This is a genomic window from Shinella zoogloeoides, from assembly GCF_003574625.1.
GTDB lineage: Bacteria > Pseudomonadota > Alphaproteobacteria > Rhizobiales > Rhizobiaceae > Shinella > Shinella zoogloeoides_A.
The window spans coordinates 36,332-50,037 of the sequence record NZ_QNUJ01000006.1 but is presented as its reverse complement, the minus strand read 5'-3'; the positions used below and the strand labels follow the sequence as shown (position 1 = coordinate 50,037).

Sequence of the window (13,706 nt, the reverse complement as noted above, 5' to 3'; positions counted from 1 at the left end):
CACCGATCCCAGCGTGAGAATTCCGTGCCTAAAGTGATACCGCAGACAATGCCGATTGCAATGCCGGGAACGGACATGCAGTCTGCCGAAAACCGCGCCCTTGCAGGTGCCGAAAGATGACCCGTATGTCCTCGTCCGATACCGTCGTCTCCGCGAAAGATCTCGGCCTGACCTTCCAGACGGCCGACGGCCCCGTCACGGCGCTTTCCGACGTCAACCTTTCCGTCGAGAAGGGCGATTTCGTCTCCTTCATCGGCCCGTCCGGCTGCGGCAAGACGACGTTCCTGCGCGTCATCGCCGATCTCGAAAAGCCGACTTCCGGGGCGATCACCGTCAACGGCATGACGCCGGAGGAAGCCCGCCGGCACCGCGCCTACGGCTATGTCTTCCAGGCCGCCGCGCTCTATCCCTGGCGCACCATCGAGAACAACGTCGCCCTGCCGCTCGAAATCATGGGCTATTCGAAGGAGGATCGGAAGGCGCGCATCGAACGCACCCTCGATCTCGTCAACCTTTCGGGCTTCGGCAAGAAATATCCCTGGCAGCTCTCCGGCGGCATGCAGCAGCGTGCCTCCATCGCCCGCGCGCTCGCCTTCGACGCCGACCTCCTCCTGATGGACGAACCCTTCGGCGCCCTCGACGAGATCGTCCGCGACCATCTCAACGAACAGCTCCTGAAACTCTGGGCCGCAACGCGGAAGACCATCTGCTTCGTCACCCACTCCATCCCCGAGGCCGTCTATCTCTCGACGAAGATCGTCGTCATGAGCCCCCGCCCCGGCCGCGTCACCGACGTGATCGAATCCCCGCTGCCGAAGGACCGCCCCCTCGGCATCCGCGAGACGCCGGAATTCCTGGAGATCGCGCATCGGGTGCGGGAAGGTTTGAGATCGGGGCATAGCTATGAGGAGTGAGGTCGCGTTCGTGATGAAGACCCCTCCCCAACCCCTCCCCACAAGGGGGAGGGACTTACGATGCCGCGCCGGCTGTGATTCTTCAATAAGGCTGCTGCAAGTAGAAACGGCGCGAAAGTGCAAAGCGGATCGGCAGATTAAGTCCCTCCCCCTTGTGGGGAGGGGTTGGGGAGGGGTCTTCGCAATGCCGCACTCGAACGTCCCGGCAAGAACAAGAACACGCGCCCAAACGCTCCGCCACGAACGAACGAAGGCTGAGCAGGCGATGTGGGACATCCTGCGCGATTTCCGCCCACGCGGCGCCCGCTTTCGCCGGGAAACGCCTGTCGGCCCCTATATCGCGGATTTCGCATGGCTCTCGGCCAAGATCATCGTCGAGGTCGACGGCGACAGCCATGAGACGGAAAGCGGCCGGCGGCATGATACCCGCCGCGACGCTTTCCTTCGATCCCACGGCTTCACCGTGCTGCGCTTCGACAACGATCAGGTTCTCGACGGCCCGGACCACGTCGCGGTGACGATTGAAGCCGGTATCGCCGCCCATCTGAGGAAGGAGACCGCCTGATGCCCCGATCCTCCCCGTCGCGGAGCTGACCCATGGAACAGGCAAGTTTCCTTCGCGACCGCCTGCTTCCGATAGGCACCGTCCTTATCGCCCTCATCGCTCTCTGGTATGTCTTCTCCGCCGTGCTCAACGCGCCCTTCGAGCGCGACACCGCGGCGCGGGCCGGCGGGACGATCGGCTTCATGGAGCTGCTGCCGAAGACCATGGCACAGGAGCGGCCGGTGCTGCCGGCGCCGCACCAGGTCTTCGCCGAGCTCTGGGACACCACCGTCAACAAGGCGATCACCTCCAAGCGCAGCCTCGTCTATCATGCCTGGGTCACGCTGTCGGCGACGCTGCTCGGCTTTGCCATGGGGGCCCTGCTCGGCATCCTGCTCGCCATCGCCATCGTGCATAACCGCGCCATGGACCGCTCGCTGATGCCCTGGGTCATCGCCAGCCAGACCATCCCCATCCTCGCCATCGCGCCGATGATCATCGTCGTGCTGAACGCCATCGGCATATCGGGCCTGATGCCGAAGGCGCTGATCTCGACCTACCTTTCGTTCTTCCCCATCGTCGTCGGCATGGTGAAGGGGCTGCGCAGCCCCGAGCAGATACAGCTCGACCTGATGCACACCTACAATGCCTCCCCGGCACAGACCTTCTGGAAGCTGCGCTGGCCCGCCTCCATGCCCTATCTCTTCACCTCGCTGAAGGTGGCGGTCGCGATCTCGCTGGTCGGCGCCATCGTCGGGGAGCTGCCGACGGGCGCCGTCGCCGGCCTGGGCGCGCGCCTCCTCGCCGGCTCCTATTACGGCCAGACGGTGCAGATCTGGGCGGCGCTCTTCATGGCGGCGGGCGTTGCGGCGCTGCTCGTCATCATCGTCGGCATCGCGCACAATCTCGTCCTCAAGCGCATGGGGGCACGGGCATGAATGCATCGATCCTGATCGCCGCCGTCGTCTTCTGGCTCGCCGCCTGGGCGTTCAACGAATGGCTGGTGCGCCGGAAATTCCTGAGTCCCGTTGCCGACCGCGCCGCGCGCCTTGCCGTGCCGCTGATCTTCGGCGCCACCATCCTCGTGCTCTGGGAAGGCATTGTCCGGGGCTTCAACGTCCCCTCCGTCCTGCTGCCGCCGCCGAGCATGATCTGGACGCGGCTCATCGGCTCCGTGCCGACGCTCTGGGCGGATTTCCGCCAGACCTTCCTGAAATCCGTGCTGGTCGGCTATGCGCTCGGCTGCGGCCTCGGTTTCCTCGTCGCCATCCTCATCGACCGCTCGCCCTTCCTGCAGAAGGGCCTGCTGCCGCTCGGCAATTTCGTGTCGGCTTTGCCGGTCATCGGTGTCGCGCCGATCATGGTCATGTGGTTCGGCTTCGACTGGCAGTCGAAGGTCGCCGTCGTCGTCATCATGACCTTCTTCCCCATGCTGGTGAACACCGTTTCCGGCCTTGCCGCCACCAGCCACATGGAGCGCGACCTGATGCGCACCTATGCCGCCGACTGGTTCCAGACGCTGGTGAAACTGCGCCTGCCGGCCGCCTGGCCCTTCATCTTCAATGCCCTCAAGATCAATTCCACGCTGGCCCTCATCGGCGCCATCGTGGCCGAGTTCTTCGGAACGCCCATCGTCGGCATGGGTTTCCGGATCTCCACGGAAGTGGGCCGCATGAATGTCGACATGGTCTGGGCCGAAATCGCGGTCGCCGCGGTGGCTGGCTCCGTCTTCTACGGGATCGTCGCGCTTGTCGAGCGGGTCGTCACGTTCTGGCATCCGTCTGTCCGCGGTGGACAGGCTTAACAAGAAGAAAGAGGGAACTGACATGAAAACGAAGATCGCATCGCTGCTTATGGCAAGCGCCTTCTCGCTTGCCGCGTCCCAGGCCGGGGCCGCCGACAAGGTGACGCTCCAGCTCAAATGGGTGACCCAGGCCCAGTTCGGCGGCTACTATGTCGCGAAAGACAAGGGCTTCTACGAGGAAGAGGGCCTCGACGTCGAGATCAAGCCGGGCGGCCCGGACATCGCCCCCGCGCAGGTGATCGCCGGTGGCGGCGCCGATGTCATCGTCGACTGGATGCCCTCGGCGCTGGCAACGCGCGAGAAGGGCGTGCCGCTCGTCAACATCGCCCAGCCCTTCAAGTCCTCGGGCATGATGCTGACCTGTCTGAAGGAATCCGGCGTCAAGGGCCCGGACGACTTCAAGGGCAAGACGCTCGGCGTCTGGTTCTTCGGCAACGAATATCCCTTCCTCTCCTGGATGAGCCACCTGAAGATCCCGACCGAGGGCGGGCCGGACGGCGTGACCGTCCTCAAGCAGGGCTTCAACGTCGATCCGCTGATCCAGAAGCAGGCCGCCTGCATCTCGACCATGACCTATAACGAATACGGCCAGGTCCTCGATGCCGGCATCAAGCCGGAAGACCTCGTCACCTTCAAATATGAGGACCAGGGCGTCGCGACGCTGGAAGACGGCCTCTACGTGCTGGAGGACAAGCTCAAGGATCCGGCCTTCAAGGAGAAGATGGTCAAGTTCGTGCGCGCCTCCATGAAGGGCTGGAAATATGCCGAGGAGCATCCGGACGAGGCCGCCGAGATCGTTCTGGAGAACGACTCGACCGGCGCGCAGACCGAGGCGCACCAGAAGTTCATGATGGGCGAGGTCGCCAAGCTGACTGCCGGCTCCAACGGCGCGCTCGACGAGGTCGACTACAAGCGCACCGTCGAATCGCTGCTCGCCGGCGGTTCCGATCCGGTCATCTCCAAGGAGCCGCAGGGCGCCTGGACGCACGAGATCACCGACGAAGCGCTCAAGTAATCAGTGACTTGCCGGATATTTGCGACGTGCGGGGCCCTGCGCCCCGCACGTTTCGTTTTGAGGTATCGTCCCGGCATCCTTCCGCCGCCATGGAAATGCCAAACACCTAAAATAATGAGGCACCATTTCGTTACCCCTTGTAAGCGCTGGAAACGCCGATTACATAGACCGCGCAGTTGGAACCTGGAGAGGCCGGAAGCCGTTCCGCGTCCGCCATACTGGCAGGAATAAGTCCGGCATAATCAAAAGAAGAGCGCCCGGACCAAGATCATAAAGTCATGCTTTTGGGAAAGTTCGGCCTATGGCTTCTGGACACAGGACAGTTCTCTCTTTTTCCGTCGCTGCATTCATGATGGCCGCGCCTGCCCTCGCCTTTGCCGCCGATGCGTCGACGGGCGATACCGCCGGGCAGGAACAGACGCAAAATCTTCCGGCAATCGTCGTCACCGCCGCTGAAAAGCGCCCCGTTGTCGACCGCGTGATCGCCACCGGCACCGTCCAGGCGGTGGAAGAGGTCTATGTGACGCCGCTCGTCGATGGCCTCTCCATCCGCACGCTCGCCGCCGATGTCGGCGACCGGGTGGAGGCGAACGGCACGCTGGCGACGCTCAACGACGACGCGCTCGTCCTCCAGAAGAGCCAGACCGAGGCCTCGCTTGCCAAGGCGAACGCCGCCCTCGCGCAGATCAAAGCCCAGCTCGTCGAGGCGAAGGCCAATGCGGACGAGGCCGTGCGCGCCCGCGACCGCGCCCAGCGCCTCGTCAAGTCCGGCTCGCAGTCGCAGGCGAATGCCGATCAGGCGCTTGCCGCCGCCGACGCCGCGCTCGCCCGCGTCAATTCCGCCGAACAGGCGATCGCCGTCTCCGAGGCCGACATCAAGGTGGCCCAGTCGCAGATCGACGACATCGACCTGAAGCTTGCCCGCACCGCCGTCAAGTCGCCGGTCGCCGGCGTGGTTTCTGCCCGCACGGCCAAGATCGGCGCGATTGCCAGCGGCGCCTCCTCCCCCCTCTTCACCGTCATCCGCGACGGGGCCATCGAACTGAAGGCCGACGTCTCGGAAGATGCGATCCTCAAGCTCGCCCCGGGGCAGAAGGCGACCGTTACGCTCGCCGGCGGCGTGGCGAAGCTCAAGGGCGACGTGCGCCTCGTCGAGCCGACGCTCGACGCGCAAAGCCGGCTCGGCCGCGTCTATATCCGCTTCGACGAACCGGGCAAGGCGCGCGCCGGCATGTTCGCGAGCGCGGAGATCGTCATCGAGGAACGGCAGGGCATCGTCCTGCCGCTTTCCGCCATCACAACCGCGGACGGCAAGACGGTGGCCCGCAGGGTCGAGAACGGCGTGGTGAAGCTGGTTCCGGTGGAGACCGGCATTCAGGACGGCCAGGTGATCGAGATCGTCAGCGGTCTTGCGGCCGGCGACGAGGTGGTCGCCAAGGCCGGCGCCTATGTGCGCGACGGCGACCGCATCAACCCGGTCCATGCCGAGGAAGCCTCGGCCACGAAATGACGGGAGGTCCCGCAGGTCGCGGGGCTGCGATGCCGGGCTGGGGCGCCCGGCGGCATGACGGACGGTCCGGGGCGGATCGCTCCGAGGGAACGTCCGGTCTCGCAAAGAGGATTTTGGGGACATGAATTTTTCAGCCTGGTCCATTCGCAACCCGATTGCGCCACTGCTCGCGTTTTTCCTGCTGCTCTATGTCGGCATCCAGTCGTTCTATTCGCTGCCGATCACGCGGTTCCCCAATATCGACGTGCCCGTCGTCGCCATTTCCGTGACGCAGAGCGGCGCCGCGCCGGCCGAGCTCGAGGTGCAGGTCACCAAGGAGATCGAGGACGCGGTCGCCGGCATCGAGGGCGTCAAGGACATCATGTCCACCGTCACCGACGGCAGCTCCGTCACCTCGGTGCTCTTCGAGATCGAGAAGCCGACCAATCAGGCGCTGCAGGACGTCAAGGACGCCATCGACCGCATCCGTAGCGACCTGCCGGCCTCCATCGAGGAGCCGGTCGTCACCAAGATCGACGTCGAGGGCCAGGCGATCCAGACCTTCGCCGTCTCCTCGCCCAACATGACGCTGGAAGAGCTGTCCTGGTTCGTCGACGACAAGGTCAAGCGCGCCCTGCAGGGCCAGCCCGGCATCGGCAAGATCGACCGCTTCGGCGGCGCCGACCGCGAGGTGCGCGTCGACCTCAACCCCGACAAGCTGGAATCCTTCGGCGTCTCCGCCGCCGACGTGAACCGGCAGATCCGCAGCATGAATGCGGATGCCGGCTCCGGCCGCGGCCAGATCGCCGGCGCCGAACAGGCGATCCGCACGCTGGGCGACGCCCGCTCGGTGGAAAAGCTCACCAACACGATGATCGCGCTGCCGAACGGCCGCTTCGTGCGGCTCTCCGAGCTCGGCAAGATCAGCGATACCTATGAGGAACCGCGCTCCTTCTCGCGCTTCAACGGCACCCCGGTCGTGACCTTCGCGGTCTTCCGCTCCAAGGGCGCCAGCGAGGTGACGGTGGCCGAATCCGTCGCCAAATCGCTCGAAAAGGTGCGCACGCAATATCCGAACGTCTCCATCGAGATGGTCGACGATTCCGTCTACTTCACCTACGGCAACTACGAGGCGGCGCTTCACACGCTGATGGAGGGCGCGCTGCTCGCCGTCATCGTCGTGTTCCTCTTCCTGCGCAACTGGCGGGCGACGCTGATTTCCGCGGTGGCGCTGCCGCTGTCGGCAATCCCCACCTTCTTCGTCATGGACCTGCTCGGCTTCTCGCTGAACCTCGTCTCGTTCCTGGCGCTGACGCTGGCGACCGGTATCCTCGTCGACGACGCCATCGTGGAGATCGAGAACATCGCGCGGCATATCCGCATGGGCAAGACGCCCTACCGGGCCGCCATCGAGGCCGCCGACGAGATCGGCCTTGCCGTCATCGCGACGACCTTCACCATCATCGCGGTCTTCGTGCCGGTCTCCTTCATGCCGGGCATTCCGGGCCAGTATTTCATCCAGTTCGGCCTGACGGTCGCCGTCGCCGTGTTCTTCTCGCTCATGGTGGCGCGCCTCATCACGCCCGTCATGGCGGCCTATCTCATGCGCTCCGGCGATGCGGACGGCCACGGCGAGGAGAAGGAAGGCGCCTTCATGCGCTTCTATACCTGGCTCGTCAGCAAGACGACGAGCAGGTGGTATGCCCGCTATGCGACGCTGCTCGCGGCCATCGCCTTCCTCGTCGCCTCCGTCGCCCTGCTCTCCACCGTGCCCGGCAGCTTCCTGCCGCCGGAAGACGCCTCGCGCGTCGTGCTCTCGGTCGAGCTGCCGCCGGACGCCATGCTGGACGACACGGATCGCACCACGACGCAGATCTACGACCGCATCAAGAACATCGACGGCGTGCAGAGCGTCTTCGTGCTCGGCGGCTCCTCGCCGAAGGGCGACCTGGAACTGCGCCGCGCCTCCGTCACCGTCATCCTCGACAAGCTGGAGCATTCGCTCACCCACAAGCTGGTGAACGACGTGCTGGGCCGCATTCCCTTCATCGGCCCGTACCTGCCGAAGATGGAGGCCAAGGGCCGGCTGCGGCCGCAATGGGATATCGAGAAGGAGCTCTTCGCGACCCTGCGCGACATTCCCGACGTGCGCATCATCAAGCTCAACGACCGCGGCGAGCGCGACCTTGCCTTCAACCTGCTCTCCAACGACGAGGCGGCCCTCAACGATACCGTCGCGGTGCTGGAATCCAGGCTGCGCGCCGATCCGCTGCTCGCCAATGTCAGCTCGGAAGGCTCGCTGCCGCGGCCGGAGCTGCAGATTCGCCCGCGCGACGACCAGATGGCCCGCTTCGGCATCACCACAGCGCAGATCGCCGAGGTCGTGCGCGTCGCCACCATCGGCGATATCGACTCCCAGCTCAGCAAGGTCTCGCTCGACGACCGCCTCATTCCGATCCGCGTCCAGGTCGACCGCAGCTTCCGCACCGACCTTGCCGCCATCCGCAACCTGAAGATCCAGACGGCGGCCGGCCAGTTCGTGCCGCTCTCCTCGGTCGCCGACATCGACTATTCGGAAGGCCCGAGCTCGGTGAAGCGGCATGACCGCAACCGCGTCGTCTCCATCGGCTCCGACCTCAGGCAGGGCGTCGCCCTCGACACGGCGACCGCCCGCTTCAAGGAGATCGCCTCCGGCATCGACATGCCGCCGACCGTGCAGTTCGCCGAAAGCGGCGATGCGGAGGTGCAGGCGGAGATGCAGCAGTCCTTCGGCAACGCCATGCTGCTCGGTCTTCTCCTGGTGCTGATGGTGCTGATCCTGCTCTTCAAGGACGTGATCCAGCCCTTCACCATCATCCTCTCGCTGCCGCTCGCCATCGGCGGCGTGGCGGCGGGCCTCATCCTGACGCAGAACGCGCTTTCCATGCCCGTCCTCATCGGCATCCTGATGCTGATGGGCATCGTGACGAAGAACGCCATCCTGCTGGTCGACTTCGCCATCGAGATGATGCACCACGGCATGGAGCGCGTGCACGCGATGATCGAGGCCGGCCGCAAGCGCGCCCGTCCGATCGTCATGACCTCCATCGCCATGTCGGCGGGCATGCTGCCCTCGGCGCTCGGCGTCGGCGAAGGCGGCTCGTTCCGCTCGCCCATGGCGATCGCGGTGATCGGCGGCATCATCGTCTCGACGGTGCTCTCGCTCGTCGTCGTGCCGTCCTTCTTCCTCATCATGGACGACGTCTCCCGCTTCCTCGGCTGGCTCTTCGGCCGCTTCGTCGGCAGGAAGGACGACGAGCAGCTCGCCATGAAGCCGGAAGACCTCACCCGCCTTGCCGACCAGACCGCCCGCGACGTCGCCGATCTCGAAAAGCGGATCGACACGCTCGAAAGGAAGAACGGCGAGCGCAAGCCCTTCAGCGTGGTGCATCACTCGCCGCTCGCGGCCGAATAGGCGCCACCCGCCGAAATAAAACGGCCGGCCCTCGCAAAAGCGGGCCGGCCGTTTTCGTTGTTTGATCGAAATCAAGCAAGCCTGGCCGATCCTCGACTATCGTTCTTCCATCCAAGACCACAGGATGCCTGCGGGAGCCCGGAGTGAGATCGATGAACAGGCTGATGAAACCCGGTGCACGGGAACGCGAAACGCTGCTGAACGCCGGCCTTCTTTCCATGCTCGGCGTGGAGAGCGTCGCGGCGATGATGGAAATCGCGGTGATCGGCAACCTGCCGGCGCGCCAGATGCTGTTCCGCGAGGGCGAGCCCGCCGACATGCTGCTTTGCGTGCTCTCGGGCTATATCCGCGTCTACAAGCTCGACCCCGACGGGCGTGAGGCCGACGTGGAGCTCTACGGTCCCGGCGACCTGGTGGGCGCCAGCGTCGTGCTGGAAGGTGGACGCTATCCGGCCACCGCGCAGGCGGCAGAACCGTCGCTCATCGCCCGCTTCGACCTGAAGCGCGTGCGCGACATTGCCGCCCGCCGGCCCGATCTTGCCATGGCGCTGGCGGCAACCCTTTCCAGCCAGCTCGGCCGGGCCTTCGCAAGCCTTTCCGACGACCGGCTGCACACCGCGCCGCAACGCGTTGCGCGCTACCTGCTCTCCCATTGCTCGGTGGACGGCAAGCCTTCCAGCTTCCGCCTGCCCTACCAGAAGAGCCTGCTTGCCGGAAAGCTCGGCCTCGCGCCGGAAGCGCTTTCCCGCGCCTTCTCGCTGCTGCGCAGCCACGGCGTCAGCGTGCGCGGCCGCCTCGTCCATATAGGCGATCCCGAGGCATTGCGGCGCGTCTGATCAGAGCCTGCCCTCGACCCTGAGGACATCGACGATCCGGTCGACCGTCGCCGCGCTTCATGTCGAATTAGACGAAGAGGCACACGCGCTTATGCCCGGCATCCTATAGACGGGATCAGCTTCTCCGGCAGGCGGAAGGAGGATCGAGACGGTCGAGGCGGCCAGCGGCGATGCGGGCGTCCACCCAGCGCCGCTCGGCGGCGAAGGGATGCCACATCCAGCCCTCATGGCCGAAACCGGCAAGGGATACATGGTCGCCGGCCTCGGCCACGTTGTCGAGCACATGGGCGATGACGATAAGCCCGGAACTCGGCACCACATAGGGCGCCGGATCGAAGGCCCCGAGCGAGGCGACGACCGCGTGATGCACGGCGGCGGGGACGACCTTCAGGCGCCGGCCCGTCATCTCGGCGAAGGTGCGGAAGCCGTCGGTATGGTCGTCGCAGAAATCGTCGAGGTCCGGATGGCTTTCGGCAAGCGGCGCACGCAGCGCGGCGAAGACCTCCGAGGCGCGCACGCACCAGATTTCCCCGGCCTGCCGCACGGTCTCGCTCGCCTTCCATCGTCCGCCGGCAAGCATCTCCATCGCCGGGCGGCCGGTATTGCACACGGCGACGACGTCAGTCTTGCGGCCGCCGCGCCCCGCCGAGCGGCACCCGTTGAAGCGGATCACCACATCCGCGGCGTCGATCGTTCCGGCCACCCCGTCCGGAATGTCGCCGTTGCCGACGATGACAATCCTGCGCGACACCGATGCCCCCTCAGTTTTCCTGCTCGTAGACGGCTTTCAGTTCCTCGGTGCGCTTGCGCGTGAGGTCGGCAAGACAACCGGAAACCAGCAGCGGCTCCATGGAGCCGCCGCGCGCCTCGAAACCGGCAAGCTCGCACTGGCCGTCGCGATAGCCGATCCATGCGCGCTGGGCGTTCTTCAGCGCGTTGACGGCGCCGACATATTGCTCGCCCATGCCGCGGGCGTCCGCGTCCATCGTCTGCGCCGCGGCCATCGCCTTGCGATAGGCGACGTTGAGCGCCTTGTCGGCCTCCTCATAGTCGCGCCGGGCGCAAATGTTCATATCCGCCTGGGTCATGGCGTTGTCGCAATCGACCTCGGGCTCTTCCGCCTGCGCCATGGCGAAGGCGGATGAAAGGAGGAGTGCCGCGGACGCGAGAAGAAGGTGGCGACGCATCTCAGAGCCTCCCCATCATGCATGGGCGCAGACCGTGGATTTCCCGATTGCCGACAAAGGGGATGAGCCCGACCCTGCCGGTCCGGAGGAGATTGGAATGGTAGTGGCTGCCGATCTGGCTCGGCCGGTCGCCTTCGGCGGCGATGATTTCCCTCGGGATCATGCTTTCCTCATGCAGCTTCTGCCGGCCCGCAGCCTTCGGCTTTCAGGACCCGCTTGGTGGATGCCGGATATTTCGCAAGAAGCGCCGCCGGCCGGATCGGCCGGGGGACGAATTCGCCGCCGCAATTCGGGCAGGCGCCGCCGAGGGTGCCCGCAACGCAATCCGCGCAGAACGTGCATTCGAAGGTGCAGATCATCGCCTCGCGGCTCTCCGGCGGAAGGTCGCGGTCACAGCATTCGCAGTTCGGTCTGATCTCGAGCATGGGGCCTACCGTATCGGTTCGTGGACGGTCACGCGCTTCGTGCCGCCGGAAAAGGTCACTTTCACCTGGATGTCGTGGATCATCCCGGGGATTCGCTCCATGGCCCGGCCACGCGTCAGGACATGCGCACCCGCCTCGATCGGCAGTTCGTCCTTTTCACGGGGTGTCAGGTTCATCGGCGACCCGTCGATTGTCCTCTAGAGATTCCCGATTTTTGGCACGCCAACGCCATCAAGCAAGTGCGAAATGCGGGGATGCAGCTTTTTCCGAGGGCGAAGCCGTCTTCGGCGATGACAGCACCATGTGCATGTCCGCCGGTGGCCGGAACCGATGCGGCTGCTCGCGCAAGTGACGGGGCACGCGCCCGGCCCCTTCGCCCACGAAAAAGCCCGGCGCGAAGGCCGGGCCGAAGTCGAGGCGGTCGGGCGGCGTGCATGCGCCGCCCGTTCCGGAACGAGGACTATTCGTTCTGGGAGTAGGTGTACTTGCCGTCTTCACCCTTCTTCCAGGTGTACAGGACGTAGTCCGGACGGGTGATGTCACCCTTCTCGTCGAAGCTCAGTTCGCCGATGACGGTCTTGAACGGACCCTTCGACTTCAGGGCTTCGGCCACGGCCTGCGGGTCGTTGCCGCCGGCTGCCGCTGCGGCCTGCGCGATGACCTGAACGGCCGCGTAAGCGTAGAGCGTATAGGCTTCCGGCTCGAAACCGGCAGCACGGAACTTCTCGACGAGCTCCTTTGCGGCGGGGTTCTTGCGCGGGTCCGGAGCGAAGGTCATCAGCGTGCCGTCGACGGCGTCGCCGGCGATCGAAGCCAGTTCGTTCGAAACGATACCGTCGCCCGAGATGAACTGGGCCTTCAGGCCCTGGTCGGCGGACTGGCGCTCGATAAGGCCGAACTCGGTGTGCAGGCCGCCCCAGTAGACGACCGTCACGCCGGCTTCCTTCATCTTGGCGATGAGGGCCGAGAAGTCCTTGTCGCCGACATTGACGCCTTCATAGAGGGTCTCGGTCACGCCGGCTTCGTTCATGAACTTCTTGGTTTCGTCGGCAAGGCCCTGACCGTAAGGCGTCTTGTCGTGCAGAACGGCAACCTTGGCGTCCTTGAAGTTGGCCGCGATGAAGGAGCCTGCCACGGAGCCCTGCTGGTCGTCACGGCCGCAGGTGCGGAACGTGTTCCACAGGCCACGCTCCGTATAGGTCGGGCTGGTGGCCGCCGGCGAGACTTCCAGGATGCCGTTTTCGGCATAGACTTCCGAAGCCGGGATGGAAACGCCCGAGTTGAAGTGGCCGACAACGAACTTCACGCCGTCAGCGACGAACTTGTTGGCGACCGAAACGCCCTGCTTGGCGTCCGACACGTCGTCGCCGATCGAGACCTTGATCTGTTCGCCGTTGATGCCGCCGGCTGCGTTGAGGTCTGCGACCGCCTGCTCGGCGCCCTTCTGGATCTGCGCGCCGAAAGCGGCGTTGGGGCCCGTGATCGGAGCACCGATACCCAAAAGCACATCGGCCCAGGCGCTGCCGCTGAAAGCGACCATTGCAGCCAAAGCAACAGCCGACATGAGAGACTTCTTCATATTATTACTCCCAATTTGAAGCGGGTTGATTTCGACCGGGCGCAACACCCGCATTCATTGCGCCGGTATTTATTCCGCCGCCGAAGCCGGCTGCGGGGTTCCCTCTGATTATTTGGCTTTCCAGGAGAAGGGCGAGGCCTTTTCATAGAGCCAGTAGTAGTTGTTGGTCATCTGCCGCGTACGGTAGTAGCGGTAGCCGAGCGTAGCAAACAGCAAAAGCACGACGGTGTCCACGGCATAGTATTGCGGCGTGAGCATGGTGCCGTGGAAGAGCGCGTGGTGGATGAAGCGGATGCCGGCGCCCAGCAGCAGCACGTAGATGACGAGCGTGCCGTAGCTCTGCCAGTTCTCCGCAACGCTCTTGCCGGTGCGCCAGGCGGTCCAGCCGCCCATGATGACGGTGATGAAGAGGAACTGCCAGATCGACGGTTCTTCGTAGAGAATTCCCTGCATTGTCCT

At 65.0% G+C, this 13,706-nt stretch carries 15 protein-coding genes; 8 read left to right on the top strand and 7 right to left on the bottom strand.

What is annotated here, in order from left to right:
- The first annotated feature begins 125 nt into the window (after positions 1 to 125).
- From DSD28_RS13025 to DSD28_RS12990, 8 genes are all read left to right on the top strand, one after another.
- Positions 126 to 914 (top strand): ABC transporter ATP-binding protein, encoded by a 789-nt coding sequence (locus tag DSD28_RS13025; RefSeq protein WP_162911409.1) that lies wholly within the window; start codon positions 126 to 128, stop codon positions 912 to 914.
- A complete protein-coding gene (locus DSD28_RS13020) occupies positions 904 to 1,479 on the top strand; it encodes an endonuclease domain-containing protein (protein ID WP_432430860.1) in 576 nt (191 codons plus the stop codon). The genes DSD28_RS13025 and DSD28_RS13020 overlap by 11 nt, the downstream gene beginning before the upstream one ends.
- A 32-nt stretch (positions 1,480 to 1,511) precedes the next feature.
- Positions 1,512 to 2,396 carry an ABC transporter permease gene (locus tag DSD28_RS13015; protein ID WP_119256842.1) on the top strand — a complete coding sequence of 295 codons (885 nt, stop codon included), beginning with the start codon at positions 1,512 to 1,514 and terminating at the stop codon, positions 2,394 to 2,396.
- The gene (locus DSD28_RS13010; RefSeq protein WP_119256841.1) at positions 2,393 to 3,262 is read left to right on the top strand and encodes an ABC transporter permease; all 870 of its coding nucleotides are present in this window, start codon (positions 2,393 to 2,395) and stop codon (positions 3,260 to 3,262) included. The genes DSD28_RS13015 and DSD28_RS13010 overlap by 4 nt, the downstream gene beginning before the upstream one ends.
- A gap of 22 nt (positions 3,263 to 3,284) precedes the next feature.
- Positions 3,285 to 4,277: an ABC transporter substrate-binding protein gene (locus tag DSD28_RS13005; RefSeq protein WP_119256840.1), complete on the top strand. Its 993-nt coding sequence runs from the start codon at positions 3,285 to 3,287 to the stop codon at positions 4,275 to 4,277.
- Between the two features lie 349 nt (positions 4,278 to 4,626).
- Positions 4,627 to 5,787 carry an efflux RND transporter periplasmic adaptor subunit gene (locus tag DSD28_RS13000; RefSeq protein ID WP_119256839.1) on the top strand — a complete coding sequence of 387 codons (1,161 nt, stop codon included), beginning with the start codon at positions 4,627 to 4,629 and terminating at the stop codon, positions 5,785 to 5,787.
- Positions 5,788 to 5,908: 121 nt separating this feature from the next.
- The gene (locus DSD28_RS12995; protein ID WP_119256838.1) at positions 5,909 to 9,220 is read left to right on the top strand and encodes an efflux RND transporter permease subunit; all 3,312 of its coding nucleotides are present in this window, start codon (positions 5,909 to 5,911) and stop codon (positions 9,218 to 9,220) included.
- A 152-nt stretch (positions 9,221 to 9,372) separates the two neighbouring features.
- Positions 9,373 to 10,056 (top strand): Crp/Fnr family transcriptional regulator, encoded by a 684-nt coding sequence (locus tag DSD28_RS12990; protein ID WP_119256837.1) that lies wholly within the window; start codon positions 9,373 to 9,375, stop codon positions 10,054 to 10,056.
- 115 nt (positions 10,057 to 10,171) lie between these two features.
- On the opposite strand, the gene DSD28_RS12985 is transcribed toward DSD28_RS12990, so the two are convergent.
- From DSD28_RS12985 to DSD28_RS12960, 7 genes are all read right to left on the bottom strand, one after another.
- The gene (locus DSD28_RS12985) at positions 10,172 to 10,807 is read right to left on the bottom strand and encodes a Urease operon accessory protein (RefSeq protein WP_119256836.1); all 636 of its coding nucleotides are present in this window, start codon (positions 10,805 to 10,807) and stop codon (positions 10,172 to 10,174) included.
- A 10-nt stretch (positions 10,808 to 10,817) separates the two neighbouring features.
- On the bottom strand, positions 10,818 to 11,243 hold the full coding sequence (locus DSD28_RS12980; protein ID WP_119256835.1) for a lysozyme inhibitor LprI family protein: 426 nt from the start codon (positions 11,241 to 11,243) through the stop codon (positions 10,818 to 10,820).
- A 1-nt stretch (position 11,244) separates the two neighbouring features.
- A complete protein-coding gene (locus tag DSD28_RS25920; RefSeq protein ID WP_162911385.1) occupies positions 11,245 to 11,406 on the bottom strand; it encodes a hypothetical protein in 162 nt (53 codons plus the stop codon).
- A 7-nt stretch (positions 11,407 to 11,413) separates the two neighbouring features.
- On the bottom strand, positions 11,414 to 11,668 hold the full coding sequence (locus DSD28_RS12975) for a DUF1272 domain-containing protein (protein ID WP_119256834.1): 255 nt from the start codon (positions 11,666 to 11,668) through the stop codon (positions 11,414 to 11,416).
- A gap of 5 nt (positions 11,669 to 11,673) precedes the next feature.
- Positions 11,674 to 11,844, bottom strand: coding sequence for an urease subunit gamma (locus tag DSD28_RS12970; RefSeq protein WP_119256833.1), 171 nt, complete (start codon positions 11,842 to 11,844; stop codon positions 11,674 to 11,676).
- Between the two features lie 284 nt (positions 11,845 to 12,128).
- On the bottom strand, positions 12,129 to 13,247 hold the full coding sequence (locus tag DSD28_RS12965) for a branched-chain amino acid ABC transporter substrate-binding protein (protein WP_119256832.1): 1,119 nt from the start codon (positions 13,245 to 13,247) through the stop codon (positions 12,129 to 12,131).
- A 108-nt stretch (positions 13,248 to 13,355) separates the two neighbouring features.
- Positions 13,356 to 13,700, bottom strand: coding sequence for a DUF6867 family protein (locus tag DSD28_RS12960; RefSeq protein ID WP_119256831.1), 345 nt, complete (start codon positions 13,698 to 13,700; stop codon positions 13,356 to 13,358).
- Positions 13,701 to 13,706 lie beyond the last annotated feature (6 nt).